The organism is Hydrogenophaga laconesensis (assembly GCF_031457235.1).
GTDB classification, from domain to species: domain Bacteria; phylum Pseudomonadota; class Gammaproteobacteria; order Burkholderiales; family Burkholderiaceae_C; genus Hydrogenophaga; species Hydrogenophaga laconesensis.
Map to the genome: position 1 here is coordinate 1 of NZ_JAVDWE010000050.1, position 1,357 is coordinate 1,357.

General features: G+C 59.3%; 1 protein-coding gene. It reads left to right on the forward strand.

Annotated elements, in window-relative coordinates:
* Positions 1-74: 74 nt before the first annotated feature.
* Positions 75-1,091, forward strand: coding sequence for an IS110 family RNA-guided transposase (locus J2X09_RS27010; protein WP_204735978.1), 1,017 nt, complete (start codon positions 75-77; stop codon positions 1,089-1,091).
* Positions 1,092-1,357 lie beyond the last annotated feature (266 nt).

Consider the following 1,357-nt stretch of genomic DNA (forward strand, 5'->3'; position numbering starts at 1 on the left):
GAGGATGGCATGGACGCCTCCTGAGTCTTTTTCGGTCACGATGGAGGTCCCATCCACCTACCAAGGAGACCGCCATGCTCGCTGTGATCGGACTGGATATTGCCAAACGCTTCTTTCAATTGCATTCGGTTGATCCCGACACAGGGGAGATCACCAAGCTGAAGCTCAAGCGAGCAGAGATGGTGCCGTTCTTCTCCAATCGGCAGCCCAGCGTTGTTGCGATGGAGGCGTGCGGGAGCTCCCATCACTGGGCGCGCCAGTTGCGCGCACTTGGCCATGAGGTGCGACTCATTGCGACGAAGTTTGTCAAGCCGTTCGTCAAGGGCAACAAGAACGATGCGGCCGATGCTCGGGCGATATGGGAGGCAGCGCAGCGTCCCGAAATGCGCTTCGTGCCGGTCAAGACCGAAGCCCAGCAGGCGATCTTGGCGCTGCACACCATGCGGGACGGCTTGGTCAAGGCCAGGACTGCCCAGCTACACCAGCTCCGAGCCGTGTTCTACGAGCTGGGATTCGCTCTTCCGGAGGGCCGGCATTGGTGCGTGAAACGTCTGCCGGAGGCATTCGCCAGCCTGGAGGACAAGATCCCCGCCATGGCGATTGAAGCGATGCGGGACCAGTACCAGTTGATCCTGCAGCTCTCAGAACGGGTGGATGCGATCGAGCGCAAGTTGGAAGCGTTCAAGCGATCGGACGAGCGCTGCGGGCGTTTGTTGCAGATTCCTGGGGTAGGGTTGCTGACCGCGACCTCGATCGTTGCCTCGGTGGGTGATGCCAAGGAGTTCAGCTCTGGCCGAGAGTTTGCTGCCTGGCTGGGAGTGGTGCCTCGGCACACTGGCACGGGCGGTCGTGTGCGCATCCTTGGCATGAGTAAACAGGGGAACTCATATCTCCGGACCATGTTGATTCACTGTTCCAGGGCGGTCATGGCGCGCCAGAAGGAGCATTCGCCTTGGCTTGAACGCCTGATGCGGGATAGGCCATGGAACGTCGCTGTGGTTGCTTTGGCGAACAAGATCGCACGAACGATCTGGGCCATGCTTGCCCACAGCAGGAACTACAAACCAGAGATCCAGCAATCAGCAGCGTGACCTGCGTAGCGACTCAAGGAACCTAAGGTTTGGCAGCGCGAAGATGTGTGATGGCTGAATAGGTTGGACCGGGAGAGGTAGGGCCTGAATTTGCTCCGGAGCTCTCGAAGCTCGATCCGAAGATCAAGGCACCTCTCAGCGAATCCCATCAGGGCCAGCGGGCAACAACGCCTGCGTCAACAGGCCGGATATAAGAATGCAGCCCGCCAATACGGCCAACACACAAAGCGCTTGCAACTTGGGAGGCGTCCATATAGGAGCAGATC